Source organism: Pseudonocardia sp. (assembly GCF_029263155.1).
Taxonomy (GTDB): Bacteria; Actinomycetota; Actinomycetes; order Mycobacteriales; family Pseudonocardiaceae; genus Pseudonocardia.
In genome coordinates this window covers 1-24,707 of sequence record NZ_JAJCYB010000124.1, presented here as the reverse complement: position 1 = coordinate 24,707, position 24,707 = coordinate 1, and the positions used below count along the sequence as shown (strand labels likewise).

Sequence of the window (24,707 nt, the reverse complement as noted above, 5' to 3'; positions counted from 1 at the left end):
CCCCCCCCGGGGGGGGGGTTTTCCTCCCGGCCGGGGGTCTCCCCCCCCCCCCCCCCACTGCAACGTGGGTGCGGCCGGGCGGCGGGTCAGGCGGTGCCGGGCTGCTGCTGCTTGTCGAGCTGGGGGGTGGTGGCCGGCTGCGGGGCCGTGCCGCCCGCGGTGACCTCCCCGGCCACCGGCGTGCCGTGCAGCGAGGCCCGGATCTGCTCCAGGCGGCTGGCGCCCGCCATGTCCGCGGTGGACGCCTCGACCTCCATCATCTGGCCCTGCACCGAGTTCTGGGCCAGCTCCCCGGCCCCGAGCGCGTTGGCGTAGCGACGCTCGATCTTGTCGCGCACCTCCTCGAGCGAGGGGGTGTTGCCCGGCGCGGAGAGCTCGCTCATCTGCCGCAGCGACGCCGCGGCCTGCTCCTGCATCTTGGCCTGCTCCAGCTGGCTGAGCAGCTTGGTGCGCTCGGCGACCTTCTGCTGCAGCATCATCGCGTTGCGCTCCACGGCCTGCTTGGCCTGCCCGGCCGCCTGGATCGACTGGTCGTGCAACGTCTTCATGTCCTCGACGGACTGCTCCGCGGTGACGAGCTGCGTGGCGAAGGCCTGCGCCGCCTGCTCGCGCTTCACCGCGGTGGCCTCGTCGCCCGCCGCCCGGGCCTGGTCGGCGAGCACGAGCGCCTGCCGTGCCGAGGACTGCAGCTTCTCGATCTCCCCGAGCTGGCGGTTGAGCTTCATCTCCAGCTGCCGCTGGTTGCCGATCACCGCGGCCGCCTGCTGCGAGAGCGCCTGGTGCTGGCGCTGCGCCTCCTCGATCGCCTGCTGGATCTGCACCTTCGGGTCCGCGTACTCGTCGACCTTGGACGAGAACAGCGCCATCAGGTACTTCCACGACTTCACGAACGGGTTCGCCATCTGCCCACCTCCGGGTGCCGTCTACGCGCTGTCCGATCCGGCCGCCGGTGCGCACTCCCACCCATCGTGGCACTGCACACCACCCGGCATCCACCGCGAGGTGACGATATCGGGGATGATCCCGATCGCGATGTCGGGGCGACCCCCGAGATCACCAGCGGTCAGGCCGCGACGCGGGCCACCGGCTGGGGGCGGGTGCCGGGCTGCGGGACCGGCGGCATCGCGACCGGCGCCGCGGTGGACAGCGGCTCCGCCTCGCCGGCGAGGCGCAGATCCGTGTGCCGCAGCCCGACGGGACGGCGGGACCGGCCGACGACCTCCAGCGCCGCGGTGGCGAGCTCCTGCGCCGCCTCGGTCAGCAGCTCGGGCAGCGCGATGTCGAGCGCCTCGCAGATCGAGGCCAGCAGTTCGCTGGAGGCCTCCTTGCGCCCGCGCTCGACCTCGGAGAGGTACCCGAGGCTCACCCTCGCCCGCCGCGACACCTCGCGCAGCGTGCGGCGCCGGGCCGTCCGCACGCGACGCAGGCTGCTGCCGATCGCCTCCCGCATCAGCACGGCGTCCTCCCGATGTCCTGCCCGACCATGCAGGCAACCGTACCCAGTTCCGCGCCGGGGCGTCGCGGCGCGCGCGGCCGGGCCCGTCCGCCCACGGCGAACAGGCACCCGGTCAGGCACCCGTGGCGGTGGACGTCGCGCGCAGGCGCAGGGCCCGGAGCACGTAGTCCAGGCCGGTGAGCACCGTCAGCACCACCGCCGCGCCGAGCACGGACCAGCGCACGACGTCCACCACCGCGCCCGGGCCGAGCAGCTCGGTCAGCGGCAGCAGGTAGAGCCCGATGGCGAGGGTCTGCAGGGCCGTCTTCGCCTTGCCCCCGCGGCTGGCCGGGATGACGCCGTGGCGCAGCACCAGCAGCCGCAGCAGCGTGACCCCCAGCTCCCGACCCATGATCACGATGGTGACCCACCACGGGACGAACCCGAGCGCGGAGAGCCCGATCAGCGCGGATCCGGTGAGGGCCTTGTCCGCGATCGGGTCGGCGATGGTGCCGAACGTGGTGACGAGGCCGCGGCGGCGGGCGATGTCGCCGTCGAGGCTGTCGGTGAACGACGCGAGCGCGAAGATCCCGAACGCGGCGAGCCGCCACCCCGGGTCCAGGCCGTCCTCGGCGACCAGCGCGGCCACGAACACCGGCACCAGCAGCAGCCGGATCCCGGTGAGGACGTTGGCGATGTTCAGCACCGGCGGCGGACCAGCCGGTGTCGAACTCATCCCGCGCTCCCGGTGCGGGCCGGGGCGAGCGTGCTGCGCGGGATCGGCTCCCGCGGGGACACCACGAGGTCGGCGCCCTCGGTCCCGACGACGACGGCCCGCACGAGGTCCCCGACCGCGAGCCCCGACCCCCGCTCGAACACGCACTCGCCGTCGACGTCGGGCGCCTGGTGCGCGGCCCGCCCGGTGCACTCGAAGTCCTCGTCCTCGGCCACCTCGACGAGCACCTCGACCTCGGTGCCGATCCGCTCCTCGGCCCGCTGGTCGATCAGCTCGTCGGCCAGGGACGCGATCCGCGAGACGCGCTCGGCGATCACCTCGGCGGGCACCTTGGCGTCGTGGTCGGCGGCCTCGGTGCCGTCCTCGTCGGAGTAGCCGAAGATCCCGATCGCGTCCAGGCGCGCCTCGGACAGGAACGCCTCCAGCTCGGCGAACTCCGCGTCGGTCTCCCCGGGGAAGCCGACGATGAAGTTGCTGCGGATGCCGGCCTCCGGGGCGAGCGCGCGGATGCGGGCGCAGAGGTCGAGGAAGTCCGCGCGCGAGCCGAACCGGCGCATCCGGCGCAGCAGCGACGGCGCCGCGTGCTGGAAGGACAGGTCGAAGTAGGGCGCCACGCCCGGCGTCGAGGCGACGACCTCGATCAGGTCGGGACGCATCTCGGCGGGTTGCAGGTAGCTGACGCGGACGCGGTCGATGCCGGGCACGTGAGTCAGGCGGGGCAGCAGCCGGACCAGGGCGCGGGTGCCGCCGGGCAGGTCCTTGCCGTAGGAGGTGGAGTTCTCGCTGACGAGGTAGAGCTCGCGCACACCCTCCATGCCCAGCCACGCCGCCTCGGCGACGACGTCGTCGGGCGTGCGGGACACGAACGAGCCGCGGAACGACGGGATGGCGCAGAACGTGCACCGGCGGTCACAGCCCGACGCCAGCTTGAGGTTGGCCACGGGACCGTCGGTGAGCCGGGTGCGCGCGAGGTTCGGCACCCACGCGTGGCCGGGCACGGCGACGTCGGCGGCGGCGGCCGGGCGCTGCACCGGCGAGATCGGCAGCAGGGTGCGGCGGTCGACCGGCACGTGCGGCGCGGGCGCGTGCCCGCCCAGCAGGTCACCGAGCCGGTCGGCGAGCTCGGGGTAGGCGTCGAAGCCGAGCACGGCGTCGGCCTCGGGCAGGCTCTCGGCCAGCTCCGCGCCGTAGCGCTCGGCGAGGCAGCCGACCGCGACGACCTTCGCCCCGTTCGCCGCGTCGGACGCCGCGAGCAGGGTGTCGATCGAGTCCTTCTTCGCCTGCTCGACGAACCCGCAGGTGTTGACCAGGATCACGTCGACCCCGGCGTCGGCGTCGGCCAGCTCCCATCCGCTGTCGGTGAGCCGCCCGGCCAGTTCCTCGGAGTCGACCTCGTTGCGGGCGCAGCCCAGGGTCAGCAGTGCGGCACGACGTGGGGAGGACACACGCCACAGGGTACGTCCGGGCCGTGATCTACCCTGACCCGCCGTGTCGGCGACCATCGTACGGCGGGCCCGGACCGCCGACGTCATGACGATCAAGCACCTGGTGGATCACTACGCCGGGCGCGTCCTGCTGGCCAAGGAGATCGTCACGCTCTACGAGTCGGTGCCGGAGTTCCTCGTCGCGGAGGAGGACGGCCCCGCAGGACGCCAGGTGGTCGGCTGCGGGGCGCTGCACGTGCTGTGGGAGGACCTCGGGGAGATCCGCACCGTCGCGGTGGACCCCCGGGTCGTCGGCCGCGGCGTCGGGCACGCCCTGGTCGACGGCCTGATCGAGGTGGCGCGCGACCTGGGGTTGACGCGGCTGTTCGTCCTGACGTTCGAGAAGCAGTTCTTCTCCCGCCACGGGTTCGCCGAGATCGACGGCACCCCCGTGGAGCCCGACGTGTTCGCCGCGATGCTGCGCTCCTACGACGCCGGCGTGGCCGAGTTCCTGGATCTCGCGCACGTCAAGCCGAACACGCTGGGCAACGTGCGGATGATGCTGCGGCTGTAGCCTGCGGGCATGGGTTCCGAGGGGTCCATGTGCTGGGGCCGTCCCGCGCCCGCCGTGGCGCCCTACGTGGGCGCGTACACCGGATACCGCATGGAGGCCGGCCCGCCGGGCGTGCACCAGGGCGTCCCGGGCGCGCACCTCACGGTGGTGCTCTGCCTCGACGGCGAGGTCGAGGTCCTGGCGAACCCCGACCCGACGCGCCCGCCCGGCACATTCGCCGCGATGGTCGGCGGGCTGCACGACGGGCCCGCGCGGATCGCCCTGGGAGCCCCCCAGACCGGGCTGCAGCTGCGGTTGACCTGGCGCGGCGCCCGCGCGCTGCTGGGCGTGCCGGCCGGGGAGCTGGCCGGCGACACCGTCGACCTCTCCGCCCTGCTCGGCCGCCGCGCTGGACGGCTGATGGAGTACGTCGCCGAGCCGGGCACCTGGCCGGAGCGCTTCGCGCGTCTCGACGACGCGCTCGCGGCGCTGGCCGCCCGGGGACGTGCCGACCGGGGGGTGCGACCGGAGGTCGGCTACGCGTGGGACCGGCTGGAGGACAGCGGCGGCACGCTGCGCATCGCCGAGCTGGCCGCCGAGGTGGGCTGGAGCCGCCGCCACCTGGCCGACCTGTTCCGCCGCGAGACGGGCCTGGCCCCCAAGGCCGCCGCCCGGGTGATGCGTTTCGAGCGGGCCTGCGACCGCCTGCGCTCGCGCACCCGTCCCCCGCTGGCGGCGGTGGCCGCCGACTGCGGGTACGTCGACCAGGCGCACCTCTCGCGCGACTTCCGCGACCTCGCCGGCCTCACGGCCACGCAGTGGCTGGCCGAGCGCCCGGCCGAGGCGTGATCGGCCGTTGCGGGACATGGGGTGCGGATGTGCCGCCCATGTCCCGGGTCCAGCGATCATGGTGTGAGACGGGGTCGGACCGGCCGGGTCACGTCCGACCTCGACGGATGTGATCGTCGGGCTCGGGACATGGGATGCACATGTGCAGGTCATGCCCCGATTCGAGCGATCACGGCAGCGGGTTCTGTCGTTCGGGCCCACCGGCGGCCGCCGGTCGGCATCATCCCGCCGCATGTCGACGTTCGATCAGCTGGTCGCGCGGCAGGGCGGGGTGGTCGCCCTGTGGCAGGCGGTGGAGCACGGGATGACGGCGGCCACAGTGCACCGCCGGGCGCGCAGCGGCGCATGGCTGCGGTTGCACCCGGGGGTATACCTCATCGGCGGGCACCGCTTCACCGACGAGGTCCGGGTACGGGCGGCGTGGCTGTGGGCCGGGCCGGCCGCTGCCGTCACCGGGTGCACGGCCGCCTGGTGGCACGGCATGCGGGACCGGCTGCCCGAGGACGTCGAACTCACCGTTCCGGCGGCCGCGAAGCCGCGCCCGCAGCCCGGGGTGCGACTGCGGCGGCGCGACCTCTCCGGAGCCGATCTCGTCGTGGCCAGGGACGTCCGGGTGGCGGAGAAGCCGTTCGCCGCGCTGGAGACCGCAGCCGCCGTGTGGGACGGCCCGACGTTCCTCGACCGGGCCCTCCAGCAGCACGTGCGCTTCCCCGCGCTGTACCGCAGCTTCTGCCGCAACATGGGCCGCGACGGCTCGTCGGAGGCCGGCCGGCTGATCACCGCGGCCGCCGACCGGGCCGACTCCGCGGCCGAGCGGCTGCTCGTGAAACTGCTGCGGCAGGCCGGGATCGGCGGCTGGGTGCTCGGATTCCCGTTCGGGCAGTACCGCATCGACCTGGCGTTCCCCGCCCGCAGGCTGGCGATCGAGGTCGACGGGTGGGCCTGGCACGTCGACGCCGAGCGTTTCCGCAACGACCGCCGCAAGGGCAACGCCATCACCCGCGCTACCTGGGACCTGCTCCGCTTCACCTGGCACGACCTCGACGGCCGGCCGGCACAGACCCTCCGGGAGATCACCGACACGCTGGCGATGACCGACGCGTGACCGGCAGGATCGGGACGCGGCGTGCCGATGCTCGGCCCGAGCAGACCCGACGGGCACCTGCGGGACTCGGGTTGCGGAGGTACAGCCCGGACCCGGCATCGCTGATGGCGGACCTCATGATCGCCGGCTGCGGGACATGAGCTGCGGTGGTGCAGCCTCGGTCCCGATCCCGCCGATCACGGGACGCCGTGCGGGCGACCGTGGAGGGCGGAACGAGCCGCGGTGGTGCAGCCATGACCGATCGTGGGTCGGCGGCGACGACCCCGGCCGTCGTGATCGACACATCCGGGACATGGGCTGCACATGTGCACGCCAGGTCCCGATTCTGCCGATCATGGACCCGGCACCGTCCACGGCGACCGTGGTGCGCAAGCCCGGGGACACCGCCTACGGCAGCAGACAGTTCGTCGTCCGCGATCCCGAGGGCCACACCTGGAGCGCGGGCACCTGGTACGAGTGAGCCCGGGTACGAGCGAGCTACTGCTGCAGGATGCCCTGCACGTCGAGGGTGATCTCGATGGTGGAGCCGACCACGGGCACGCCGCGGGCGAGCATCTGCTGCCAGTTGACGGTGAAGTGCTCCCGGTGCAACTGCGTGGTGGCGATGCAGCCCGCGCGCATCCCGTTCCACTCCTGCATGCCCAGGTAGGTGGCGTCGAGCTGGACGTCGCTGGTCATGCCGTGCAGCGTGAGCTCGCCGTCGACGAGCCAGCGGTTGCCGCCCGCGCGGGCGAAGCGGTGGCTGGTGTAGTGCAGCTTCGGGAAGTTGGCGACGTCGAGGAAGTCGGCCGAGCGCAGGTGCTCGTCGCGCTTCTCGGTGTTGGTGAACACGCTGGCCGCGTCGATGAGGACCTCGGCGTGGGACTCCTCGAAGTCCTCGGCGATGCGGATCTGCCCGGAGAACTGCTGGAACTGCCCGTACACCCGCGACATCGCGATGTGGCGCGCCACGAACCGGATCGCCGAGTGGTCCGGGTCGATCTCGTAGACGCCCGGGGTGGGGGTGGTGAGCGTCTCGTCGGGCACGAGGGTGAGCTGGCCGACGGCGTTGTGGCTGCCCCACTCGACGTTGGCGCGCTCGTGGAGGCTCTGGTACCCGCCGGCCTCGGCGCGGATGCGGTAGTCGCCGGGCTGCACGGCGGCGGCGAAGAAGCCGTAGGCGTCGGTGTCGGAGTGGGCGACGCGCTTGCTGGAGCGGTCGAACACCGAGATCTCCGCACCGGGCAGCGGCCTGCCGTCGGCGTCGCGGACCTCCCCGGAGAGCAGGCCGCCGGTCAACGGGATCGGCATGAGGGCCTGCCGCCCGCCGGTCGCCCGGTCCCGGCCACCCCGACGGCGCTTGCTCCAGAACATGGTCATGAACCTAACAGGTCGACGGATTCGGTAACTATCGGTGACAAGAGTTGCCGAAGACGTCACTCGTCCGTCTCATCGGGGTCGGCCCCGCCGCCACGCATCAACCAGAGGACTCCGTCGAGTTCGTCCGGTTTGATCAGCACCTCCCGGGCCTTCGACCCCTCCGACGGTCCGACGACACCGCGCGTCTCCAGCAGGTCCATCAGCCGCCCCGCCTTCGCGAACCCGACCCGCAGCTTGCGCTGCAGCATCGAGGTGGACCCGAACTGCGAGGTGACGATCAGCTCCGTGGCCTGGAGCAGGATGTCGAGGTCGTCGCCGATCTCGGGGTCGACCTCCTTGGCCTCCCCGGCCTTCTGCACCGTGACGCCCTCGGTGTAGGTCGGCTCGGCCTGGTCCTTGGTGAACGCGACCACCGAGGTGATCTCGTCGTCGTCGACGAACGCCCCCTGCATGCGGACCGGCTTGCCGGCCCCCATCGGCAGGTACAGCGCGTCGCCCATGCCGATCAGCTTCTCGGCGCCGGGCTGGTCGAGGATGACCCGCGAGTCGGTGAGCGACGACGTGGCGAAGGCCAGGCGCGACGGCACGTTGGTCTTGATCAGGCCGGTGACGACGTCGACGGACGGGCGCTGCGTGGCGAGCACCAGGTGGATGCCGGCGGCGCGGGCCTTCTGCGTGATCCGTACGACCGCGTCCTCGACGTCGCGGGGCGCGGTCATCATCAGGTCGGCCAGCTCGTCGACGATGCACAGGATGTAGGGGTAGGGCCGGTAGACGCGCTCGGAACCCAGCGGCGCGGTGATCTCGCCGGTGCGCACCTTGCGGTTGAACTCGTCGACGTGGCGGACCTTGTTGACCTGCATGTCCTGGTAGCGCTGCTCCATCTCCTCCACCAGCCACGCCAGCGCGGAGGCCGCCTTCTTCGGCTGGGTGATGATGGGCGTGATGAGGTGCGGGATGCCCTCGTACGGGGTGAGCTCGACCATCTTCGGGTCGATGAGGATCATCCGGACCTCGTCCGGCGTGGCCCGGGAGAGCAGCGAGACGAGCATGGAGTTGACGAAGCTCGACTTGCCCGAGCCGGTGGAGCCCGCGACCAGCAGGTGCGGCATCTTCGCCAGGTTCGCGGTGAGGAAGTGGCCCTCGATGTCCTTGCCCAGCCCGACGACGAGCGGGTGCTGCTCGGCGCGCGCGTTGCCCGAGCGCAGCACGTCGCCCAGGCGGACCATCTCGCGGTCGGTGTTGGGCACCTCGATGCCGACGGCCGACTTGCCCGGGATCGGCGCCAGGATCCGCACGTTGTCGGTGGCCACGGCGTAGGAGATGTTCTTCGTCAGCTGGGTGATCTTCTCGACCTTCACGGCCGGGCCCAGCTCGATCTCGTAGCGGGTGACGGTCGGGCCGCGGGTGAAGCCGGTGACCTGCGCGTCGATGGAGAACTGCTCCAGCACGCCGGTGATCCGCTCGATCATCGCGTCGTTAGCGCTGCTGCGGGTCTTGGGCGCCGGGCCGGTGGGGAGCAGGTCGCTGGGTGGGAGCAGGTAGGGCGGCTCCCCGTCGCGGTCGGGGACGGTGAGGCGCAGCTGCTCGCCGACCGCGGCCTCCGGCTCGGGCTCGGCCGGGGGGGTGGCGGCCACCGCTGCGGCGGGGCGGCGACGCGCCGGGGGAGCGGGGGGCGCGGGCTCCTCGGCGGTGGGCTCGGGCACCTCCCCCTCCGGCTCGTCCCGCTGGGCGTCGGCGGTGCGGGAGGCCTGGCGGCGCCGCGACGGGCGGCGCAGCGGCGCCGGCTCGGCGGCGAGGACCGGGTCGGCGGCGGGATCGTCGCAGTGATCGTCGCGGGGGCCGGGCTCGGTGCCGCGACCCGCGAGGCGGCGCAGCCGTTCGGGCACCGCTCGCACCGGCGTACCGGTGAGCAGCAGGAGCGCGTACGCCGAGAGCAGGACCAGGACCGGCACCGCGACCCACACCGTCAACCCCGTGGCGAGCGGTGTGGCGGCCAGGTAGCCGACCGCGCCGCCCCCGCTCCCCCAGGTGGCGGGTTCGAGAGGGCCGCCGGAGGCGAGGTGCACCAGCCCGAGCGCGCCGAGGGCCAGCAGCAGGGAGCCGACGGCCTTGCGGGGCCGCGACTGCGGGTCGGCGGGGGCGAACGCGAGCAGCAGGCCGACGGCGAGCAGCACGACGGGCAGCACGACCGCGCCCTTCCCGACGACGGCGGCGACCGCGCCGGAGAGCCACTGCCCGACCGGTCCGCCCGCGCCCCACCACACGCCGGCCGCGGTGACCAGCGCGAGCACGACGAAGACGACCCCGAGCCCGTCGCGGCGGTGTTCCGGGTCGATGTCGCGGGCCCGCCCGACCGCACGACCGGTCGACCGGCCCAGCGCGGCGATCCCGCGGCCGACGCCGTCGATCGCCTTGTCGAGCAGGTCACGGCGGGGCGGGGCCTTGCGGGCCGGGGGGCGGCTGCCGCCGGAGGAGCGACGTCGCGGCGGCGGCTTGCGCGCCGGGCTGCCCGTCGACCGCGTCGCGGCACCCCTGCTGCCGCCACCGGTCGTCCGTCCCGCCATGGGACCACGGTATCGGGCCGCACCGACCGATCCGGTGACCGACGCACCCCGTCCGACGCTGACGCCGTCACACCGGCGTCCCGCGCTCCCCTCCATGGCTCGGGGTCTCGCGGTCCGGGGCGGCTCAGCCGTAGCGGGTCAGCACCACCCACGTCGTGGTGCGCACGGTCTCGCGCCAGGCGTGCACCCGGTCCAGCAGCGCGTCCAGCTCCCCCGCCGTCGGGGCCGTGACCAGCACCATCAGGTCGTAGTCGCCGGTGACGGTCTCCACGTCGGAGATCCCCTCCTGGGCGACGAGACGGCGCACGTACCCGGCCACGTCGGCCGTGCGGATCACGATGCCCACCCGGGCTCGGTGCGCGGCCGACGACGCCGGCAGCGCGACCTCGGCGTGGTAGCCGCGCAGCACACCGTCGCGTTCGAGGCGCTGCACGCGGGCCAGCACGGCGGTGCGGGACAGGCCGACGGTGCGACCGAGGTCGGCCATGGTCAGCCGCGCGTCGGCCGCCAGCAGCGCCAGCAGCCTGCGGTCCAGCTCGTCGGGCTGACGATCCGTCGGCGGCACGGGCCACATCGTGGCACTTCGCCGGGTCCTGCCGACGGTCGGAGTCGTGTCCCGCGGACGCCGCGTCGCGACACTGGATCCATGACGACCATCACCGCGGATCTCGTGCACGACACCCTGCGCCGGCACCTGCTGGTGGACGGGTTCGACCTCGTGCTCGACACCCGGGCCAGCCTCGGGTCCCGGCTCGTCGACGCCCGCGACGGCCGCGGATACCTGGACATGTTCAGCTTCTTCGCCTCCGCGCCGCTGGGGGTGAACCACCCGGCGCTGACCGAGGACCCGGCGTTCCTCGCCGAGCTGACCGAGGTGGCGGTGAACAAGCCGTCGAACTCCGACGTCTACACCGTGGCGATGGCGCGGTTCGTCGAGACGTTCTCCCGCGTCGTCGGGGATCCGGCGCTGCCGCACCTGTTCCTCGTCGAGGGCGGGGCCCCGGCCGTCGAGAACGCGCTGAAGGTGGCGTTCGACTGGAAGCGTCGCCACAACGCGATGCACGGCCGCGACGGCGATCTCGGCACCCGCGTGCTCCATCTCCGCAACGCGTTCCACGGCCGCAGCGGCTACACGCTCTCGCTGACCAACACCGACCCGCTGAAGACCGCGCTGTTCCCCACGTTCGACTGGCCCCGGATCGACGTGCCGGCGATCCACCACGGGGACGTGGCCGCCGCCGAGCGCGCCGCGCTGGCCCAGGCCCGGGCCGCGTTCGCCGCCCACCCCCACGACATCGCCTGCTTCCTCGCCGAGCCGATCCAGGGCGAGGGCGGCGACAACCACATGCGCCCGGAGTTCCTGCGCGCGATGCAGGCGCTGTGCGTCGAGCACGACGCGCTGTTCGTCCTCGACGAGGTGCAGACCGGAGGCGGCACGACCGGCACCGCGTGGGCGTACCAGCAGCTCGGGGTGGCGCCCGACGTCGTCGCGTTCGGCAAGAAGCTGCAGGTCTGCGGCGTGATGGCGGGCGGTCGGGTGGACGAGGTGGCAGACAACGTGTTCGCCGTGTCCGGCCGGATCAACTCGACGTGGGGCGGCAACCTCACCGACATGGTGCGCTCGCGCCGCTACCTGGAGGTGATCGAGTCCGACGGGCTGATCCCGCGGGCCGCAGAGCTCGGCGCCCACCTGCTCGACCGCCTGCGCACCGTCCCGGGCGTCGTCGACGTGCGCGGCCGCGGGTTGTTCGTCGCCGTTGACCTGCCCTCGCCCGCCGCCCGCGCGGCCGCCCTCCGGCACCTGCACGAGGTCGAGCGCGTGCTGATCCTCGGCGGCGGGGAGCGTTCGATCCGCTTCCGCCCGGCGCTGACGGTGACGGCGCAGGAGCTGGACGAGGCGGTGGACGCCGTGGCCCGCGCGGTGGCCGCGACCGCGACAGCTGTCGGCGAGGCCGCGGCCTGACCCGCCTCCGGGGTCACGCGGGGTGGCTCTGCTCCGGTCCGGTCGGAGCACAGCCACCCTGCTGTGACCGGCGGGGCGGGCCGCGGGTCGGCTAGACGGCGATCACCGTGGGCACGATCATCGGGCGGCGGCGGTAGGTCTCCCCCACCCACTTGCCGACGACCCGCCGCACCTGCTGGGCGACCCGGTGGGTGTCGACGATGCCGTCGCTCTCGGTGCGGGCCAGCTCCGCCTCCACCAGCGGCAGCACGCCCTCCAGGGCCTTGGGGTCCTCGGAGAACCCGCGCCCGGACAACGTGGGGGTGGCCACGGTGCGACCGGTGGTGGCGTCGATGGCCACCGCGATCGAGATGAACCCGCCCTCGCCCAGCACGATCCGGTCGGCCAGCGTGGGCTGCTCGATGTCGCCGGTGGACACCCCGTCGACGTAGGCCCGGCCCACCTCGACCCGCCCGGAGATGGTGGCGCGGCCGTCGACCAGGTCGACGGTGACCCCGTTCTCGGTGACGACGACGGCGTCGTGCGCCACGCCGGTCTGCTCGGCCAGCTCCGCGTTGGCCCGCAGGTGCCGCCATTCGCCGTGCACCGGCATGACGTTGCTGGGCCGCACCGCGTTGTAGAGGAACAGCAGCTCCCCCGATGCGGCGTGCCCGGACACGTGCACGTTGGCGTTGCGGTTGTCGATCACCTGGATGCCGGCACGGCGCATCCGGTTGATCACGCCGAAGACGGCGTGCTCGTTGCCCGGGATGAGCGAGCTGGACAGGATCACCGTGTCGGTGGAACGCATCTGGAACGTGCGGTGCTCACCGCGGGCGATCCGCGACAGCGCCGCCATCGGCTCGCCCTGCGACCCGGTGCAGATGACCAGCAGCTTCTCGTCGGGCAGGTCGTCGGCGTCGTCGAGGGAGACCATGGTGCCCTCGGGCACGTGCAGCAGCCCGAGATCGGTGGCGATCTCCATGTTGCGCAGCATCGATCGCCCGATCAGGCAGATGCGGCGGCCGTGGGCCACCGCGCCGTCGACGATCTGCTGCACCCGGTAGACGTTGCTGGCGAAGCAGGCCACGAACGCCCGGCCCTGCGCCCGCCCGATGGCCGCGGCCAGGTTCGGGCCCAGGGTGGCCTCCGACGCCGAGACACCGGGGGTGTCGGCGCTGGTGGAGTCGCACAGGAACAGGTCGACGCCCTCGTCGCCGAGCCGGGAGAAGCCGGGCAGGTCGGTGAGCCGGCCGTCGAGCGGGCGCTGGTCGAGCTTGATGTCACCGGTGTGCAGCACCACGCCCGCGGGCGTGCGGATCGCGATGGCGACCGCCTGCGGGATCGAGTGCGAGACCGCGAAGTACTCGCACTCGAACGGGCCGTGCCGGGTCCGGTCACCCTCGTTGACCGTGACCAGCTGCGGGGTGAGCCGGTGCTCCTTGCACTTGGCCGCCACCAGGGCCAGCGTGAACGGCGTACCGACGATCTTCAGGTCGGGCCGCTGGCGCAGCAGGAAGGGCACCGCGCCGATGTGGTCCTCGTGGCCGTGGGTGAGCACGAGCGCGTCGATGTCGTCGAGGCGGTCGAGGATGGGGCGGAAGTCGGGCAGGATCAGGTCGACGCCGGGGGCGTCGGCGTCGGGGAACAGCACTCCGGCGTCGACGATCAGCAGCCGGCCCTCGTGCTCGAAGACGGTCATGTTGCGACCGATCTCACCGATCCCGCCGAGCGTGAGCACGCGCAGGCCACCGGCCGGGAGCGGTCCGGGCGGTTGTGTGGGCAGGGCCGGGAGCGCCGCCTCCGGCGCGGCGGAGGGACGGGGCTGATCGCGCCGGTTGGGGCGGGATCGACGGTCGGACCGGTTCCGGTCGGACCGTGCGGGGGGACGACTCAACGAACTCCTCAGTTCAAGGTGGAAAGTGACACTGCTTCAGCGGTAGGCGACCTCGGCCCCGAGGTCGACGGCGGCCCGGGCGCCGAGCGCGCCCTGGCCGCGGGGCCGGCGCCCGGAGCGGGCCTCGGCATCGAGCGCCACCCCGGCGGCATCGAGGTCGGCGACGATCGCCGCCACCTCGGCGTCGGTGGCGGGCGGGAGCGGCAGGCGGGGATCACCGACGTCGAGACCCCGCAGACGCAGCGCCGTCTTCGCGAACACCGCCCCGCCGACGCGGCCCATGGCGCGGATCACCGGCAGCATCGAGGCGTTGAGGTTGCGGGCGCGGTCGGTCTGCCCGGCCTCGTACGCGTCGAGCATGGCGCGCAGGCGATCCGCCACGACGTGCCCGGTGACGCTGACGAACCCGACGGCGCCCACCGACAGCCACGGCAGGTTCACCGGGTCGTCACCGGAGTAGTAGGCGAGCGAGGTGGTGGCGATGATCTCCGTGCCGACCCGCAGGTCGTTGCGGGCGTCCTTCACCGCGACGACCCGCGGGTGCTCGGCCAGGCGCTGCAGCGTCTCCAGGTCGATCGGGATGACGCTGCGCGGCGGGATGTCGTAGAGCATCACCGGCAACTCGGTGGCGTCGGCGATGGCGGTGAAGTGCAGCACCAGGCCCGACTGCGGCGGCCGCGAGTAGTACGGCGTGACCGACAGCAGCCCGTGCGCGCCCGCCTTCTCGGCCTCCCGCGCCAGGTGGACGCTGTGCGCGGTGTCGTAGGTGCCCGCCCCGGCCACGACCGTGGCCCGGTCGCCGACCGCACCCACCACCGCGCGCACCAGCTCGGCCTTCTCCGTGTCGGTGGTGGTCGGGCCCTCGCCCGTGGTGCCGTTGACGACGAGACCGTCGTTGCCCAGGTCGACCAGCTTCGTGGCCAGCTCCTCGGCGGTGGCCAGGTCGAGGCGTCCGTCGGCGTCGAACGGGGTGAGCATGGCGGTGAGCACCCGGCCGAAGGGACGACCCGGCGTGCGCGCGGAGTGGGGGCTCATGGGGGTGACGGTACCGCCCCGCCCGGACGCGACGCCGTCCGCGCGCGCTCAGAGACCGCGCGACGCCGAGGCCAGCGCGGCCACGTCGGCGGCCGATCCCTCCAGCTCGACCTCGACCGCGTCGCGCCCGAACGCGTGCAGCACCAGCTCCCCGGGTTCCCCGACCACGGTGACCAGGCCCGGCCCGGTGCGCAGGACGTGCTGCTCGCCACCGGGCGTGCGGACCACGATCCCCACCGGGCTGGCGCGGTGCAGCACCCGCCCCATCCGTCGCAGCAGCGCCCAGAGCTGCGCGTCCCGGGCGGCGTCCGGCGGTCGCGGCGCCCACCCCGGCTCGCCGCGCCGCACGTCCTCGTGATGGACGAAGAACTCCGCGCCGTTCGCCAGGTCGTCGACCGCCCCGATGCGGTACGGCGACCACACCGGCGCCCCCGCCCGCAGCTCGTCGACCATGACCCCCCAGTCGGTGCCGGCGTAGGAGGCCATGGCGTGCTCGGTGACCGGGGCCAGCGCGGCCAGCAGGATCCCGGGCGCCGCCCACGGCTTGCGCTCGCGGACCAGCAGGTGGGCCAGCAGGTCGCGGGTGTTCCACCCGCCGCACAGGGTGGGCCGGTCCGGCCCCGCGCGGTCGAACTCGTCGCAGATCGCCGCACGTTCCTCGGTGGCCAGGCTCATGGCGGCGACGTTACCCACCGCCGCCCGCGCACGGCCCGACGGTGGCCAGGACCGCCCGGTGCGACGACCCCGGCAGCGCCGCGTGCCCGGCGTCGTCGCCGCACCAGCCGCCGGTGACCAGTACGTGGTCGATACGGCCCAGGAGCGGCAGCCACTTGCCCACCGAGGTCGGCGCCCCCCACGTGTCGAGCATCGCGTCGCCGAGGACACCGGGCCGCACCAGCGCCCGGTAGTCCCGGCCGCGGTCGGTGCTGTTGAGGTCGCCGACGACCACCGCGGGCAGGGTCTCGCCGCGCACCCGCTCGGCGACCCGCTCGACGAGCGCGTGGTGCCCCACCACGGTGGTCTGGTACTCGCCCTCGCTGGTGAACCACGGTCGCGGGATGTGCAGCGCGTAGAGCACGAACGGGCCGGTGGGGGCGTCGACCCGGACGCGCAGACCGGGCAGGTCCGGCCCGGCCGGCTCCAGCAGCCGCAGCGGGTACCGGCTGAACACGCCCAGCCGCGGGCGGTCGCCGTCGGTGAACAGCTCGTGCGGGTACTGCTCGGTCAGCGCGTCGCGGAGCCCGGGGGACAGCTCCGCGACCGAGAGCACGTCGGGCGCGAGGGCGGTCAGCGTCGGGGTGGTCGAGCGGCGGTCGTCGACGTTGGCCCCCGCCACCCGCACCCCCGGGCCGTCGACGGCCCCCAGGTCGGCCGGGACCCACGGGCCGACGACGGCGAGCGCTCCCGCGAGCAGCGCGGAGACCCCGACCAGCAGCGCGGACGGGCGCCGACGCACCGCGACGAGCACCGAGCCCAGCACGGCCCCGGCGACCAGCAGCGGGATCCCGATCGCGACGACGTCGGTGACCGCGCCGAACCGGTCACGAACCGCGAACCACAGCCAGGGCAGCGCGGCCGCCGCGAGCGTGCCCGCGAGCACCCACCACCTGCGGCCGGCCGGCGGTGCGTCCGACGTCGCCTCCTCGTGCCCGACCACGTTCTGCCCCCCTCGCCCGACGGGCGGATGCCGGCGGCGTCATCCCTCCGTGACGAACGGGCTGGACGCGATCTCGGTTCCGTCGCCGAGCGACGCGATGTCGAAATCGGAGAAGACATTGGGTACCGCCGCCCGGAGCTGGCGCAGGCACTCGATGGCCAGCGCCCGGATCTCGACGTCGGCGTGCTCGGTGGCCCGCATCGCGACGAAGTGCCGCCACGCGCGGTAGTTGCCGGTGACCACGATGCGCGTCTCCGTGGCGTTCGGCAGGATCGAGCGGGCCGCCTGGCGGGCCTGCTTGCGCCGCAGGGTGGCGTTCCCGACGTCGGCGAACCGCTTCTCCAGGCCCTCCAGCAGCTCCTCGTACGCCCGCACCGAGGCCGCCGCGGCGTCGGCGAACATCGCGTGCAGCTCCGGGTCGTCGGCGATGACGTCGGGCTCGACCATCGCGGCGTCGCGCTCGGGCACGTAGCGCTGCGAGAGCTGGCTGTAGGAGAAGTGCCGGTGCCGGATCAGCTCGTGGGTGAGGCTGCGCGAGATGCCGGTGAGGTAGAAGCTCACCGATCCGTGCTCGAGCACCGACAGGTGCCCGACCTCGAGGATGTGGCGCAGGTAGCCGGCGTTGGTGGCGGTGGCCGGGTTGGGCTTGCCCCACGACTGGTAGCAGGCGCGCCCGGCGAACTCGGCCAGCGCCTGCCCGCCGTCGGCATCGGTGCTCCACGGCACGCCCTCGGGGACCGCGAACTCCGTCTTGGCCACGAGCTGGACGGTGAGCGGCACGGTCTCGGGCATGGCGGCAGCGTAACCGGGCGCTCGCAGGACCTCGGATGACATCACGGATTCCTTGACTGGCGTCAAGTGTGACGCCATGGTGGTGTCATGGACATCAGCCAATACGTCTCCCGGCTCCGCGAGGACCTCGCGTCCGCCGCAGCGGCCGGTGACGAGCAGACGCAGCGCACCGCCGCCCTGCTCGGGGCCGCGGTCGAGCCCGCCGCCCGCCTCGCCGTCATGAACGCGCTCGCCGACCTGGCCGCCGAGGTCACGGCGGCGCTGGGCGACCGCACCGTGGACGTCCGCCTGGACGGCCGCGACGTCCGCGTCGTCGTCTCGCCCGACGGCACACCCGACGCCGAGCCCACCCCGCCGCCCGCGCGCGGGTTCGCCGGCGCCGACGCGGGTGACATCAGCCGCATCACGCTGCGCCTCGTCGAGCAGATCAAGAACCAGGCCGAGCAGGCCGCGTCCTCGCAGGGGGTGTCGCTCAACTCGTGGGTGGCGCAGGCCGTGCAGGGTGCGCTGTCCGGCGCCGGGGGGCCGGGCGGGCACCGCCGCGGCCCGGGTGTCGAGAACAACCGGATCCGAGGGTGGGTGCAGGGATGAGCGAGCTCGCGAGCCAATCATCGACACAGCGCGGGCGGGGATTGCCGACCGAGCGCTGCGAGGGAGTGCGATGAGCGACATCGACTTCTCCAAGGGCGGTTCCCCCGACGACGAGCCGGGCGGGAACGGGCTGGTCCGCCAGCAGGGCTGGACCTGCGACGGGGCCGCGGAGCTGGAGGTCACGATCGACGTCGGCCGCATCCGGGTCGACCTGGTGCCGGGCGGCGACGAGGTGCGGGTGGAGGTGCGCCACGACCCGGCGTCCGGCGGCGCCTTCGCGCAGGGCGTCAGCGGCCTGATCAGCTGGATCGGCAGCAGCGGTTTCGCCGGCCCGGGGTTCGACGCCGATCCCGAGCAGCTCGCCAAGGCCGCCGTGCGGGCGGCCGAGATCAGCTGGTCCGAGAGCGGAAGGCGGCTGGTGGTGCGCTCGTCGGAGGAGCTGCCGCTGCGCGTGGTGCCCCTCGCGGTGACGGTCACCGCCCCCGCCGGGTCCCGCGTCGCCGCCCGCGCCGGGTCGGGTGACGTCAGCGTGAGCGGCGCGGCGGGATGGGCCGCGGTGCGCACCGGCTCCGGGCGTGTGGACATGGGCGCCGTGGACGGAGACGCCGACGTCACCACCGGCTCGGGCGACATCGACCTCGGCCCGGTCGCCGGGCGCGCCCGGGTGCGCACCGGTTCCGGCGGCGTCCGGCTCGCCGCCGTGCGGGGCACCACGGAGGTGCGGGCCAGCAGCGGCGACGTCACGGTCACCGAGGTGTCCGCCGATCTGGGCGTGCGCACCGGATCGGGCGAGGTGCTGGTGCACGACGCGCGATCGGGCCGCATCGACCTGTCCACCGGCTCCGGCGACCTGCGCCTGGCCGTGCACCCCGGCGTCGCCGCGGAGCTGGACCTGTCGTCGGGCTCGGGCCGCGCCCGCAGCGAGCTCGACGTGGGGTCGGTGCCTCCCGAGGGCCCCACCACGCTCGTGATCAAGGGCCGCACCGGCAGCGGCGACGTCGTGGTGACCCGGGCGGCGACGGTCCCGGCCTGACAGCCGTGTCCGGCCGCACGGCACCCCCGCCCGGTCCGGTGGGGCGAGGGTGCCGGCAGCGGCAGCGGCAGCGGCAGCGGCAGCGGCAGCGGCAGCGGCAGCGGCAGCGGCAGCGGCAGCGGCAGCGGCAGCGGCAGCGGCAGCGGCAGCGGCAGCGGCCATGATCGTCGTCCGGGAACCGGCAGGCGTGTGATGGACGGCTCCTGGTTCCCGTCCGGCGATCTCCACGCCGCGACGCGGCGACGATCGGCGACTCGGAACCCGAGGGCGTGCCCGGACCCGCTCGAGGTTCCGAAACGCCGATCTCCGCCGGGGACGCCCGCCGGATCGGCGCTCGGCCCGCGGACCCGCCCCGACACCCGACCGGCGACACCAGACCGGGGGCACCCGGCCGGCGACACCCGGCCGGCGACGGCGGGCGGCCGGGGGCCCCCGCTCCGCTGCCTGCAGGTCCGGCCCCGATCGCGACGGATCGATGCCGAGCACGGATCACCACCCGGTCGCCGCCGTCACCACGGGCCACCCATGATCAGCAGGAGGGAACGCTCGGACGTGCCCTGTGCCGCTCCACGTTCCGAACCGAAGATCTCCCCCGCCACAGCGCTCCTCCGACCCGGCGGACGCAGCGACGACCACCGCCACCCGCCCACCGGACCGGAACAGGCGGAGGCACCAGGGCCACCCGCGGTCGCGGACGGGCGGTTTCCGCTCCTCCGGAGCGTCAGGTGATCGTCTCGGAACGGCCGAGCATGCCCGGATCCGCCCGCCGTTCCGAATCGGCGATCGCGAGGTCGTCGCGGGGCGCGCGCGCTCGGGGGTGGGCACCGGAGGTGACCGCCCGCCGACCCGGGCGCCCGCCGCTCAGCGCACGGCCACGGCCAGCGGCGCGGCCAGGTCGCCACGGTCGCCGACCACCACCGCGTCGAGCTCCAGCCACCCGGCCATCTCGCGCAGCGCGACGGCCAGTTCACCCGAGACCCGCACGATGTCGACGCCGGGCTCGGCGAACGCCCCGGGCACCCGCAGCACCCCCGCCGCGCGGTCGGCCTTGAGATCGACCCGCGCCACGAGCTCGCCGTCGAGCAGGAACGGGAACACGTAGTAGCCGTACTCGCGCCTGGCCTCGGGCACGTAGATCTCGATGCGGTAGCGGAAACCGAAGAGCCGCTCGGTGCGGTGACGCTCCCAGATCAGGGGGTCGAACGGGCACAGCAGGGCGCGGCCGGTGATCCGGCGCGGCGTGCGCGCCCCGGGCAGCCGGTAGGCCGGGTGCCGCCAGCCGCGCACCGTGACGGCCTCGAGCGCGCCGGCGTCGACCAGCTCGGTCACGGCCTGCCGGCTGCGGGCGGGGCCGAGGCGGTAGTAGTCGCGCAGGTCGGGCTCGGTGGCCACCCCCAGCGCCGATGCCGAGCGCAGCACGAGGGTGCGAGCCGACTGCTCCGGATCGGCCGGGACGGCCGCCAGCACCTCCGGCGGCAGCACGCGCTCGGGCAGGTCGTAGAGGCGCTGGAAGTGCCGGCGGGCGCCGGTGGTGAGCAGACCGGTGCCGAACAGGTACTCGCAGATCCGCTTGACATCGCTGCGCTCCCACCAGGTGGCGCCGGGCGGGCGCGTGCGCGACGCGCCGCCGAGCACCGCTTCCAGCTCCCCCGCCCCGACCGGGCCGATCTCCTTCACGGCGGCCAGCACGTCGTCGACCAGCCCGGGGTTCGCCTCGATCAACGGCCCGTAGTGCCGCCACCACCCGGCCCGTTTGGCGCCGGAGGCCAGCAGCGGCCAGTCGGCCACCGGCAGCAGGCTCGCCTCGTGCGCCCAGTGCTCCACCAGCAGCCGTGGCCGCCGCGCCGAGTGCGCCCACGCGGCCTCGTCGAGCAGCCCCCGCGCGTAGGGGCCCAGCCGACTGAACACCGGCATGTAGTGCGCGCGCACGGCGACGTTGACCGAATCGAGCTGCAGCAGCCGCACGCGGTCGAGCACCCGCTGCAGATGCCGGCGGGTGACCGGGCCGGACGGGAGCGGATCCGCGAAGCCCTGCGCGGCCAGCACCGCCCGGCGAGCGGCGGGCGCGCCGATCGTCTCGGAGGTCATGGGGTGGATGGTGCCAGCGGCCCCTGACGTTCCCGGGACGTGCGGCGCTCGGCCGCCATCACCATGACCACCGCCGCCAGCACCACGGCCCCGCCGACGAGCTGCAGCAGCGAGAACCGCTCCCCGACCACCAGCACCCCGAGCAGCACCGCGATCACCGGGTTGACGTACGCGTAGGTGGCGACGGTCGACACCGGCAGCGCCGCGAGCGCGTAGGCGTAGGCGCTGAACGCGCCCAGCGTCACCACCACCGACAGGTAGGCCCACGCCCACCAGGCCACCGACGACACCGCGGCGACCTCGAGCCGGTCGCCGGTGCCGAGGCTGATCGCCAGCAGCACCGCGCCGCCGACCAGCATCTGCACCGCGGCCAGCGCGAACGGGTTGGCCGGGACGGGCAGCCGCGTCGTCGCGAACGTGCCGCTCGCCCAGCCGATGCCCGCCAGCAGGGTCAGCCAGGGCCCCCACCACTCGCTCCCGACGGTGCCGCCCGACCCGCCCGTGCCGCCGGACAGCAGGAGCAGTGCGAGCCCCGCCACCCCGACCGCGACGCCGACCAGGGTGGCCGCGCGCGGCCGGTCCCCGGTCAGGGCCCGCAGCACCACGATGTAGAGCGGGACGACCGCGATCAGCAACGCGGCGAGTCCGGAGGAGACCTGCTGCTGCCCGAGCGTCACGATGCCGTTGCCCCACGCCGGGAGCAGCAGCCCGGAGAGCACCGTGGTGGCGAGCTGCGCCCGCGTCATCCGGAACGCGCGGCGCCGGGCGACGACGACCACGACGAGAGCGAGCAACGTGCCGCCGACGAGGAAGCGCACGCCGCTGAGCAGCAGGGGTCGGACGTCGACGATGATCAGGCGGTTGGCCAGGTAGGTCGAGCCCCACAGGACGTAGACGACGCCCAGGGCGACCCACGCGGCACGTGGGACGGCTGGTCTGATCGCCGGCGTGCCCGCGGGGGGAAGGCCCGGGGGCAGGTCGGACACTCGTCTCGGCACCCCGCAGACGTTGCCATGGCGAACTACCCCGTGTCGCCCCGGGTGCCGCCGGTGGGGTATCCATGCGGCATGGCCATCGCCGCGGTCCGCACCGCCGCCCCGCCCGACGTCGGGGAGATCGTCCGCATCCAGGCCGACACCTGGGAGGCGGCCTACTCCTCGCTCGTGCCCGCCCACGCGGTGGCACAGCTCCGCGGCGCCGACGCGCGGGAGGCGTGGTCCGCGGCCGTCGAGGGCGGGCCGGGCCACGTGCTCGTGGCCACGGAGGGCGAGTGGACGGTCGGGTTCTGCGCCGCGGCGCCCGCCGTGCCGCCCTCCGCCACGCCGGAGCAGGCGTGGGGCGAGATCGGGGCGCTGCTGGTCGAGCCCCGGTGGGGACGTCGCGGGCACGGTGGCCGGCTGCTCGCCGCCGCGGCCGAGGCGCTCCGGGCCGCCGGCGCGATCTACGGCCTGGCCTGGGTGCCGGAGCCCGACGAGGCCTCGCGCCGCTTCTACGCCCGCGCGGGCTGGGAGCCCGACGGCACCGTCCGGGCCCTGGACACGGGGTCCGGCACGCTGCGCGAGGTGCGCCTGACCGGCTCGCTGGACCTGAAACTCCAGGCCTGAACCCGGCCCCGCCCCGCCGCCAGTTGCCGCGACTGCGGACCGCGGCGCGACGGCGGGCCTACAGCCCGAGCAGGGGCTCCAGGCCCACGGTGAGGCCGGGGCGGTCACCGACGCCGCGCACGGCGAGCAGCACCCCGGGCATGAAGCTCGCCCGGTCCAGCGAGTCGTGCCGGATCGTCAGCGTCTCCCCCGCCGTGCCGAGGATCACCTCCTGGTGCGCGACGAGACCCGGCATCCGCACCGAGTGCACGCGCACGCCGTCGACGCTCGCGCCGCGCGCGCCGTCCAGCTCGCTGGTGGTGGCGTCGGGGAACGGCCCCATGCCCGCGCGCGCCCCCGCGATGAGCGACGCGGTGCGCACAGCCGTGCCCGACGGGGCGTCGACCTTGCCCGCGTGGTGCAGCTCGATCACCTCGACGGAGTCGAAGAACCGGGCCGCCTGCGCCGCGAACCGCATCATCAGCACCGCCCCGACCCCGAAGTTGGGGGCCACGAGCACGTGCCCCGGGTGGGTGTCGAGCAGCTCCTGCACGGCGGCGAGCTTCGCGTCGTCGAAGCCGCTGGTGCCCACGACCGCCGCGACGCCGTGCTCCAGGCAGAACGCCACGTTGTCCAGGGCCGCGCCCGGGTGGGTGAAGTCGACGGCCACGTCCGCCGCCGCGTCGACGAGCGCGGAGATCGGGTCGCCCTCGTCGACCTCGGCGACCAGATCCAGCCCTTCGGCCGAGGTCACCGCCCGGCACACCTCGGCGCCCATGCGCCCTCGCGCGCCCAGCACACCCACCCTGATCGCCATGGGGGAAGCCTAGGTGCGGACCTGTTCCCCGTCGCACGGACACCGGCGCGTCGCACAGGTCGCACCCTGTGCGACGGGCAGGAGGGGGTGCGACGGCGGACGGTCAGCCCAGGACGAGCGCGCCGATCCACACCCCGGCGGCCAGCAGGCCGGTGAGCAGCTCGATGACCACGCTCCAGCCGACGGCCACGAGCGCGCCCCTCGTCGACGGCCAGGCGAGCTCGTGGGTGCGCAGCCGCCCCCGTTCGGCCAGGTAGACGCCCAGCACGAAGCCCAGGAACAGCCCGACCACCGGGATCACGAAGAACCCGACGACGCCCAGCACCGCACCGGCGGCGATCGTGCGCCCCGGCACCCCGGAGTCGCGCAGCCGCCGTCCGGGCAGCAGGTACTTCGCGACGCTGCCCAGCACGACGATCGCCACCGCGATCCCGAGCACCGACCATCCCAGCGCGTCGCCGCGCGGCACCGCCCACACCGCGATCCCGGCCAGCACCAGTATCAGCCCCGGCAGCACCGGCAGGATGATCCCGGCGATCCCCACGACGATCAGCACGGCCGCGATCAGCGTCTCTGCACCCACGGGCGCAGCATGGCACGGGCACCGGCCCGGGCGGTGGGAGCGGCCGGGATCGACCTCGGATCCGCGGCCCTGCGAACGACGGTGTGCGACGCACCGGCGGGCCGGGTGGCGGCCGGGCCGCGGTCAGTGCACCTCGGGCGGGCGCGGGAAGTCGGGCGGTGGCCGGCGGGACGGCGGTGGCAGCGTCGGGTCGGCGGGGCCGAACGGGTCCTCGCGGCCGGGTTCGGGCCGGTGCCGGGGCGGCGGGGTGCGCAGGCCGTGGGCCGCGGCCTCCAGTGCGGCCCGGACCGTGTCCTCGCCACCGCGGGTGCCCAGCGCCTGGGCGGCCCGGCCCAGCAGCTCGTCGTCCACGTCCATCTCGATGCGCGTCATGGGTCCGAGGGTAGGAGCCGTCGTGGCTCAGACCCGGTTCCGCAGGTAGTTCATGGGATGATCTCCAGTGGTGACCGTTGATCTTCGTGGGCGGTTGAGGAGTCGGCGCGCAGGTCGAGGGCCCGGATGTCGCGTCCGGGTGGGCGGGGTTCCAGGGCTCGGGGGTGCTGGTCGGGGCCGTGGTGGCGGGTGGGGTGGTCAGGTGGTCGTGGGCAGTGCGCGGAGTCGGGCCAGGACGGCGGCGAGGATGCCGTGGTGGGTGGGGGCAGGCCGGATGATCAGCTCGCGG

General features: G+C 74.3%; 25 protein-coding genes. 8 read left to right on the top strand and 17 right to left on the bottom strand.

Annotated features, from left to right (window positions below; all coding sequences use genetic code 11):
- Positions 1-86: 86 nt before the first annotated feature.
- From Q1K26_RS26750 to rimO, 4 genes are all read right to left on the bottom strand, one after another.
- Positions 87-902 carry a PspA/IM30 family protein gene (locus Q1K26_RS26750; RefSeq protein WP_300019000.1) on the bottom strand — a complete coding sequence of 272 codons (816 nt, stop codon included), beginning with the start codon at positions 900-902 and terminating at the stop codon, positions 87-89.
- A 161-nt stretch (positions 903-1,063) separates the two neighbouring features.
- The gene (locus Q1K26_RS26745) at positions 1,064-1,450 is read right to left on the bottom strand and encodes a helix-turn-helix transcriptional regulator (RefSeq protein ID WP_300019002.1); all 387 of its coding nucleotides are present in this window, start codon (positions 1,448-1,450) and stop codon (positions 1,064-1,066) included.
- 118 nt (positions 1,451-1,568) lie between these two features.
- Positions 1,569-2,171 (bottom strand): CDP-diacylglycerol--glycerol-3-phosphate 3-phosphatidyltransferase, encoded by a 603-nt coding sequence (gene pgsA, locus Q1K26_RS26740; protein ID WP_300018997.1) that lies wholly within the window; start codon positions 2,169-2,171, stop codon positions 1,569-1,571.
- A complete protein-coding gene (gene rimO, locus Q1K26_RS26735; RefSeq protein ID WP_300018994.1) occupies positions 2,168-3,616 on the bottom strand; it encodes a 30S ribosomal protein S12 methylthiotransferase RimO in 1,449 nt (482 codons plus the stop codon). Before rimO ends, pgsA begins: the two co-directional genes overlap by 4 nt.
- A gap of 43 nt (positions 3,617-3,659) precedes the next feature.
- On the opposite strand from rimO, the gene Q1K26_RS26730 reads away from it, so the two are divergent.
- The 4 genes from Q1K26_RS26730 to Q1K26_RS26715 all read left to right on the top strand — a co-directional run bounded on the left by Q1K26_RS26730 (position 3,660) and on the right by Q1K26_RS26715 (position 6,562).
- Positions 3,660-4,169 carry an amino-acid N-acetyltransferase gene (locus Q1K26_RS26730; protein WP_300018991.1) on the top strand — a complete coding sequence of 170 codons (510 nt, stop codon included), beginning with the start codon at positions 3,660-3,662 and terminating at the stop codon, positions 4,167-4,169.
- Positions 4,170-4,178: 9 nt separating this feature from the next.
- The gene (locus tag Q1K26_RS26725; RefSeq protein WP_300018988.1) at positions 4,179-4,997 is read left to right on the top strand and encodes a helix-turn-helix domain-containing protein; all 819 of its coding nucleotides are present in this window, start codon (positions 4,179-4,181) and stop codon (positions 4,995-4,997) included.
- Between the two features lie 232 nt (positions 4,998-5,229).
- Positions 5,230-6,102, top strand: a complete 873-nt coding sequence (locus tag Q1K26_RS26720; protein WP_300018985.1) for a type IV toxin-antitoxin system AbiEi family antitoxin domain-containing protein — start codon at positions 5,230-5,232, stop codon at positions 6,100-6,102.
- A gap of 334 nt (positions 6,103-6,436) precedes the next feature.
- Entirely contained in the window at positions 6,437-6,562 is a 126-nt protein-coding gene (locus Q1K26_RS26715) for a VOC family protein (RefSeq protein WP_300018982.1), read from the top strand.
- A 17-nt stretch (positions 6,563-6,579) separates the two neighbouring features.
- Here Q1K26_RS26715 and Q1K26_RS26710 read toward each other — a convergent pair whose 3' ends face one another.
- The 3 genes from Q1K26_RS26710 to Q1K26_RS26700 form a co-directional block, all read right to left on the bottom strand.
- Positions 6,580-7,455 carry a YceI family protein gene (locus tag Q1K26_RS26710; RefSeq protein ID WP_300018979.1) on the bottom strand — a complete coding sequence of 292 codons (876 nt, stop codon included), beginning with the start codon at positions 7,453-7,455 and terminating at the stop codon, positions 6,580-6,582.
- 62 nt (positions 7,456-7,517) lie between these two features.
- A complete protein-coding gene (locus Q1K26_RS26705; protein ID WP_300018976.1) occupies positions 7,518-10,028 on the bottom strand; it encodes a DNA translocase FtsK in 2,511 nt (836 codons plus the stop codon).
- Positions 10,029-10,152: 124 nt separating this feature from the next.
- Entirely contained in the window at positions 10,153-10,593 is a 441-nt protein-coding gene (locus tag Q1K26_RS26700; protein WP_300018973.1) for an Lrp/AsnC family transcriptional regulator, read from the bottom strand.
- Positions 10,594-10,674: 81 nt separating this feature from the next.
- On the opposite strand from Q1K26_RS26700, the gene lat reads away from it, so the two are divergent.
- A complete protein-coding gene (lat, locus tag Q1K26_RS26695) occupies positions 10,675-11,991 on the top strand; it encodes an L-lysine 6-transaminase (protein WP_300018970.1) in 1,317 nt (438 codons plus the stop codon).
- A 91-nt stretch (positions 11,992-12,082) separates the two neighbouring features.
- On the opposite strand, the gene Q1K26_RS26690 is transcribed toward lat, so the two are convergent.
- The 5 genes from Q1K26_RS26690 to thyX form a co-directional block, all read right to left on the bottom strand.
- Positions 12,083-13,711: a ribonuclease J gene (locus Q1K26_RS26690; protein ID WP_300018967.1), complete on the bottom strand. Its 1,629-nt coding sequence runs from the start codon at positions 13,709-13,711 to the stop codon at positions 12,083-12,085.
- A gap of 192 nt (positions 13,712-13,903) precedes the next feature.
- Positions 13,904-14,902 (bottom strand): 4-hydroxy-tetrahydrodipicolinate synthase, encoded by a 999-nt coding sequence (gene dapA / locus Q1K26_RS26685; protein WP_300018963.1) that lies wholly within the window; start codon positions 14,900-14,902, stop codon positions 13,904-13,906.
- A gap of 48 nt (positions 14,903-14,950) precedes the next feature.
- The gene (locus Q1K26_RS26680; protein ID WP_300018960.1) at positions 14,951-15,577 is read right to left on the bottom strand and encodes a TIGR03085 family metal-binding protein; all 627 of its coding nucleotides are present in this window, start codon (positions 15,575-15,577) and stop codon (positions 14,951-14,953) included.
- Positions 15,578-15,587: 10 nt separating this feature from the next.
- On the bottom strand, positions 15,588-16,559 hold the full coding sequence (locus Q1K26_RS26675; RefSeq protein WP_300018957.1) for an endonuclease/exonuclease/phosphatase family protein: 972 nt from the start codon (positions 16,557-16,559) through the stop codon (positions 15,588-15,590).
- Positions 16,560-16,598: 39 nt separating this feature from the next.
- A complete protein-coding gene (gene thyX / locus Q1K26_RS26670; protein WP_300018954.1) occupies positions 16,599-17,351 on the bottom strand; it encodes an FAD-dependent thymidylate synthase in 753 nt (250 codons plus the stop codon).
- 87 nt (positions 17,352-17,438) lie between these two features.
- Here thyX and Q1K26_RS26665 point away from each other — a divergent pair, with 87 nt between their 5' ends.
- Together Q1K26_RS26665 and Q1K26_RS26660 are read left to right on the top strand one after the other, a co-directional pair.
- Positions 17,439-17,942 (top strand): toxin-antitoxin system HicB family antitoxin, encoded by a 504-nt coding sequence (locus tag Q1K26_RS26665; protein ID WP_300018951.1) that lies wholly within the window; start codon positions 17,439-17,441, stop codon positions 17,940-17,942.
- Between the two features lie 70 nt (positions 17,943-18,012).
- Entirely contained in the window at positions 18,013-18,975 is a 963-nt protein-coding gene (locus tag Q1K26_RS26660; RefSeq protein ID WP_300018948.1) for a DUF4097 family beta strand repeat-containing protein, read from the top strand.
- A gap of 861 nt (positions 18,976-19,836) precedes the next feature.
- On the opposite strand, the gene Q1K26_RS26655 is transcribed toward Q1K26_RS26660, so the two are convergent.
- Both Q1K26_RS26655 and Q1K26_RS26650 read right to left on the bottom strand, forming a co-directional pair.
- Entirely contained in the window at positions 19,837-21,063 is a 1,227-nt protein-coding gene (locus tag Q1K26_RS26655) for a crosslink repair DNA glycosylase YcaQ family protein (RefSeq protein WP_300018945.1), read from the bottom strand.
- A complete protein-coding gene (locus tag Q1K26_RS26650) occupies positions 21,060-22,061 on the bottom strand; it encodes an EamA family transporter (protein WP_300018942.1) in 1,002 nt (333 codons plus the stop codon). Before Q1K26_RS26650 ends, Q1K26_RS26655 begins: the two co-directional genes overlap by 4 nt.
- Positions 22,062-22,130: 69 nt before the next feature.
- Between Q1K26_RS26650 and Q1K26_RS26645 the strand changes: the two genes are divergently transcribed.
- Positions 22,131-22,667 (top strand): GNAT family N-acetyltransferase, encoded by a 537-nt coding sequence (locus Q1K26_RS26645; protein ID WP_300018939.1) that lies wholly within the window; start codon positions 22,131-22,133, stop codon positions 22,665-22,667.
- A 58-nt stretch (positions 22,668-22,725) separates the two neighbouring features.
- On the opposite strand, the gene dapB is transcribed toward Q1K26_RS26645, so the two are convergent.
- From dapB to Q1K26_RS26630, 3 genes are all read right to left on the bottom strand, one after another.
- Positions 22,726-23,463, bottom strand: a complete 738-nt coding sequence (gene dapB, locus Q1K26_RS26640; protein ID WP_300018936.1) for a 4-hydroxy-tetrahydrodipicolinate reductase — start codon at positions 23,461-23,463, stop codon at positions 22,726-22,728.
- A 103-nt stretch (positions 23,464-23,566) separates the two neighbouring features.
- Positions 23,567-24,046, bottom strand: a complete 480-nt coding sequence (locus tag Q1K26_RS26635; protein ID WP_300018933.1) for a DUF456 domain-containing protein — start codon at positions 24,044-24,046, stop codon at positions 23,567-23,569.
- A gap of 123 nt (positions 24,047-24,169) precedes the next feature.
- A complete protein-coding gene (locus tag Q1K26_RS26630) occupies positions 24,170-24,418 on the bottom strand; it encodes a hypothetical protein (protein ID WP_300018930.1) in 249 nt (82 codons plus the stop codon).
- Positions 24,419-24,707: the final 289 nt, after the last annotated feature.

Bases quoted from the DNA above. Each gene is read 5' to 3' on its own strand.
- Q1K26_RS26630 (WP_300018930.1), bottom strand. From the start codon at position 24,418: ATGACGCGCATCGAGATGGACGTGGACGACGAGCTGCTGGGCCGGGCC.
- pgsA (WP_300018997.1), bottom strand. From the start codon at position 2,171: ATGAGTTCGACACCGGCTGGTCCGCCGCCGGTGCTGAACATCGCCAAC.
- Q1K26_RS26710 (WP_300018979.1), bottom strand. From the start codon at position 7,455: ATGTTCTGGAGCAAGCGCCGTCGGGGTGGCCGGGACCGGGCGACCGGC.
- Q1K26_RS26715 (WP_300018982.1), top strand. From the start codon at position 6,437: ATGGACCCGGCACCGTCCACGGCGACCGTGGTGCGCAAGCCCGGGGAC.
- lat (WP_300018970.1), top strand. From the start codon at position 10,675: ATGACGACCATCACCGCGGATCTCGTGCACGACACCCTGCGCCGGCAC.
- thyX (WP_300018954.1), bottom strand. From the start codon at position 17,351: ATGCCCGAGACCGTGCCGCTCACCGTCCAGCTCGTGGCCAAGACGGAG.
- Q1K26_RS26745 (WP_300019002.1), bottom strand. From the start codon at position 1,450: ATGCGGGAGGCGATCGGCAGCAGCCTGCGTCGCGTGCGGACGGCCCGG.
- Q1K26_RS26725 (WP_300018988.1), top strand. From the start codon at position 4,179: ATGGGTTCCGAGGGGTCCATGTGCTGGGGCCGTCCCGCGCCCGCCGTG.
- Q1K26_RS26645 (WP_300018939.1), top strand. From the start codon at position 22,131: ATGGCCATCGCCGCGGTCCGCACCGCCGCCCCGCCCGACGTCGGGGAG.
- Q1K26_RS26680 (WP_300018960.1), bottom strand. From the start codon at position 15,577: ATGAGCCTGGCCACCGAGGAACGTGCGGCGATCTGCGACGAGTTCGAC.
- dapB (WP_300018936.1), bottom strand. From the start codon at position 23,463: ATGGCGATCAGGGTGGGTGTGCTGGGCGCGCGAGGGCGCATGGGCGCC.
- dapA (WP_300018963.1), bottom strand. From the start codon at position 14,902: ATGAGCCCCCACTCCGCGCGCACGCCGGGTCGTCCCTTCGGCCGGGTG.
- Q1K26_RS26665 (WP_300018951.1), top strand. From the start codon at position 17,439: ATGGACATCAGCCAATACGTCTCCCGGCTCCGCGAGGACCTCGCGTCC.
- Q1K26_RS26655 (WP_300018945.1), bottom strand. From the start codon at position 21,063: ATGACCTCCGAGACGATCGGCGCGCCCGCCGCTCGCCGGGCGGTGCTG.
- Q1K26_RS26660 (WP_300018948.1), top strand. From the start codon at position 18,013: ATGAGCGACATCGACTTCTCCAAGGGCGGTTCCCCCGACGACGAGCCG.
- Q1K26_RS26720 (WP_300018985.1), top strand. From the start codon at position 5,230: ATGTCGACGTTCGATCAGCTGGTCGCGCGGCAGGGCGGGGTGGTCGCC.
- Q1K26_RS26705 (WP_300018976.1), bottom strand. From the start codon at position 10,028: ATGGCGGGACGGACGACCGGTGGCGGCAGCAGGGGTGCCGCGACGCGG.
- Q1K26_RS26750 (WP_300019000.1), bottom strand. From the start codon at position 902: ATGGCGAACCCGTTCGTGAAGTCGTGGAAGTACCTGATGGCGCTGTTC.